Consider the following 3,668-nt stretch of genomic DNA (forward strand, 5'->3'; position numbering starts at 1 on the left):
AGGGCGTCCTCGACGGCCTCGACGTCGTCGGGGTGTACGCGGCGCTCCCACGCGTCGAGGTGCGGTTCGATCTCGTCGATCGAGTGGCCCAACATCTGCGCCCACTGGTCGTTGAACTCGACCTCGTCGGTGGTCATGTCCCAGTCCCAGACGCCGATCTGGGCGCCCTCGACCGCGAGCTCGAGCCGGTCTTTGATCTGTTGGAGCGCCCGCTCTCGCTCCCGTTGTTCGGTGATGTCGGTCGAGACGCCGCACACCCCGCGGATCGACCCCTCCTCGTCGTGTACGGGCGACTTCCGAGTCAGTCGAACGCTCTCTCCGGCGGGCGTCGGAACCGTCTCCTCGACCTCGATCTGCTCGCCGCCCTCGATCACTCTGCGGTCGTCCGCCCGGGCCTGCGCCGCGACGGCCTCCGGGAAGAGTTCCTCGTCGGTCATCCCGACGGGGTCCTCGTCGATGTCGAACACGTCGCGGCACGCCTGGTTCATGAGGAGGTACCGTCCCTCGGTGTCCTTCAGGAACACCGCCGCGGACATGGTCTCCAAGACGGTCTGGAAGCGGCGATGCGTGCGCCGGTGCTCCCGCTCCCGCTCCTTCTGTTCCGTGACGTCGCGAGCGATGCCGACGATCTGCGTCACGTCCCCCCCGTCGGCGACCGGCGTCAGCTTCGTCTGCCAGTGGCTCGTGCCGCCCGGGAACTCGAGTCGCTCCTCGTACTCGATCGTCGTCCCCTCTTCGACGCACCGGCGGTAGTTCGCCTCGACCGCGGCCCCCTGTTCGTCGCCGAGGAGTTCGCGCGGCGTCTCTCCGAACATCGCGTCCTCGCTCAGGCCGGTCTGTCGCTGGTAGGCGGCGTTGTTCTGCTTGAACGTGAACTCGTACTCGCCGTCCGCCCGCGCGACGTCGACGAGGAAGATCGCGTCGTCCGCCTCCCGGAACATCGCCTCGTACGCGCTCTCCACCTCCTTCCCGCCGGCTTCGAGCCGGTCATCTCCGCCGGTCGACTGTGACCCCTTCCTCATTGTTCTAATGACGCAATATACGTTCTCTCCGTAGATAACACCACGGATGTCAGGGTGCGGATCCCCTCAGTCGACGCCGCTCGCCGCGACCGCTACGTCACGCCGCCCTCGCCCGTCGCGTACGCCTCGTGGGCGTCCGCGTCGAGGATCGCCTCGATCTCGTCGACGACTTCCAGCACGTCGGCGAACGAGGTGTACGGCGCGGCCGGACAGACGCGGACCACGTTCGGTGGCCGGAAGTCGACCACCACGCCCCGGTCGGTGAGCGCCGCGCTCAGTCGCTCGGCGTCCGGGTGTTCGAGGGCGACGTGGCCGCCGCGGGCGGCGCGGTCGCGGGGCGTCCCCACCGAGACCGCCGGGAGCCGGTCGTCGACGAGGGCGATGAGGAAGTCGGTGAGCGCGAGCGACTTCGCCCGCAGGCGGTCGATCCCGGCCTCGCGGAGGAGCTCGACCGACCCCTCCAGCGGCGCGGCCGAGAGCAGCGGCGGCGTGCCGATCTGCCACGCGCCGGCGGAGTTGGCCGCGGTGAAGGTCATGTTCATCTCGAACTGCGTCGCCTTCTCGTGGCCCCACCACCCCGCGAGGGCGGGGTCGAGCCCGTGGTGGCGCTCGGCGACGAACAGCGCGCCGATCGACCCCGGCCCGGCGTTGAGGTACTTGTACGTACACCACACCGCGAAGTCGACGCCGGCGTCGCCGAACTCGTGGGGGACCGCGCCCGCGGAGTGGGCCGCGTCGAAGCCGGCGTACGCCCCCGCCTCGTGGGCGGCCGCTGTGATCCGCGGCACGTCGAACAGCTGCCCCGACCGGTACAGCGCGGTCGGCATCCAGACGATCCCCACGTCGTCGTGCGCCGCCAGCGCGGCCTCCACGTCGCGGGGGTCGATCGTCCGTCCGTCGCGGCTCGGGACGACCCGGAGCTTCTCGTCCGGGTCGATCCCGCGCTGCCGGAGCTGCGCCCGGAGCGCGTAGTGGTCGGAGGGGAAGTCGAGCTCGTTGACGAGGACCGCGGGGTCGACCGCGGCGTCCCAGCCCCCGTCCGCGGCCGCGACCCCGTCGCGGTCGGGCCCGTTCCCGGCCAGCAGCTCGTCGAGGAACGTCCCGACGAGCGTGTGGATGTTCACCGTGATCGAGTTACCGACGACCACCTCCGCCGGCTCCGCGCCCACCAGCGGCGCGAGCGCGTCGCCGAGCCGCTCGCCGACGTCGAACCACGGCGGGTCGGCGTCGGTCCACCCCGAGATCAGCAGCTCGCGCCACTCGTCGATAACGCGGTCGAGGCTCGCGAGGGCGGCGTCGCTCGCGGGGCCGAGCGAGTTCCCGTCCATGTAGAGCACGTCCTCGGGGACTCGGTAGCGGTCCGCGAACGAGGCGAGCGGGTCGTTCTCGTCGAGGCGGGCGGCGAGCACCGCGGGGTCGCCGTCGCCCGCCCCGCCGCCGCCGAGCCCCTCGCCCGCGAGCGCCTCCCGGGCGGGAGCGTACGGATCGTCCATACGCGATCACACCGCGCCGGCGACTAAGCGTTACCGGGGTCGGTCGAGCGGCGACCGAGTGCCGGCGCGGGCGTCACTCGACGATGTCGATCGCGGGCCGGCCCGGCTCCGCCTTGCTGACGACGCCCGCGTCGGCGTCCGCGGCGCGCTCGACGCGGACCGGCGCGTCGAACTCGCGCTCGATCAGCCACGCGGCCGCGCGCAGGGCGTCGTACTCGGCGTCGCCGTCGAGCGTCTCCCGGAGCGCCTCGCGGTTCGCCTGGAGGTCCTGCCCGTACGAGGCGGCGTCGTCGCCCCGCTCGCGGATGTGGCTCTCGGCCATCAGCTCCGAGATCAGGTTGTCGGCGTCGCTGTCGATCGCGATGGACAGCGCGTCGTACTTCCAGTCGGGCGCGACGACCACGTCGATCCGCTCGGGGTCGTCGATCCCGGCGACCTCGACGATGTCGCGCACGTCCTCGCGGGTGTTCGCGACCAGCCGGCGACGTCGCTCGACCGTCTCGCGGTCGACGCTCGCGGTCGGCCAGTCGGCCTCCGCGACGAACCCGTCGCGGCCGAGCGTCTCCCACAGCTCCTCGGCGAGGTGGGGCGCGACGGGCGCGAGCAGGCGCACCGCGACGTCGACGCCGCGCTCGAAGACGGCGGGGTGCGGGTCGGCGTGCTCGCGGTAGCTCCGGAGGGTCCGGACCAGCTCCTGCGCCTCCCGCAGCGCCACGTTGAACGTCAGGTCGTCGTACTCCGCGCCGGCGATGGCGACCGCGGCGTCCGTCTCGTCGGCGACGTAGTCGTCGATCTCATCGCGGTCGGCGTCGGAGTCGGCCGTCGCCACCTCGCCCGCGGCGTACGCCTCGACGAGGTCGCTGAGGCGGGTCAAAAAGCGGTGGGTGGACCTGACGCCCTCCTCGGACCAGTCGAAGTCGCGCTCGGGCTGGGCGGCCTCCATCATGAACAGCCGCGCGGTGTCGGCGCCGTACTCGTCGACGATCCGCTGCGGCGAGACGACGTTCCCCTTCGACTTGGACATCTTCTCGCCCTCCAGCTGGACCATCCCCTGCGCCAGCAGGTTCGTGAACGGCTCGCGGTGGTCGAGCCCCTCCTCGTCGGCCAGCACCTTGGTGAAGAACCGCGAGTACAGCAGGTGCATCACGGCGTG

General features: G+C 71.6%; 3 protein-coding genes. All 3 read right to left on the minus strand.

Going from position 1 to position 3,668, the window contains the following annotated elements:
• Positions 1 to 1,022: PAS domain-containing protein (locus tag Q0116_RS07225; protein WP_297886658.1), on the minus strand; the 1,022-nt coding region annotated here is incomplete at its 3' end.
• Between the two features lie 92 nt (positions 1,023 to 1,114).
• Positions 1,115 to 2,515, minus strand: a complete 1,401-nt coding sequence (gene kynU / locus Q0116_RS07230) for a kynureninase (RefSeq protein WP_297886659.1) — start codon at positions 2,513 to 2,515, stop codon at positions 1,115 to 1,117.
• Positions 2,516 to 2,588: 73 nt separating this feature from the next.
• Positions 2,589 to 3,668 (minus strand): class I tRNA ligase family protein (locus tag Q0116_RS07235; protein WP_297886660.1); only part of this gene is annotated, 1,080 nt, incomplete at its 5' end.

The organism is uncultured Halorubrum sp. (assembly GCF_937146585.1).
GTDB lineage: Archaea > Halobacteriota > Halobacteria > Halobacteriales > Haloferacaceae > Halorubrum > Halorubrum miltondacostae.

Bases quoted from the DNA above. Each gene is read 5' to 3' on its own strand.
- kynU (WP_297886659.1), bottom strand. From the start codon at position 2,515: ATGGACGATCCGTACGCTCCCGCCCGGGAGGCGCTCGCGGGCGAGGGG.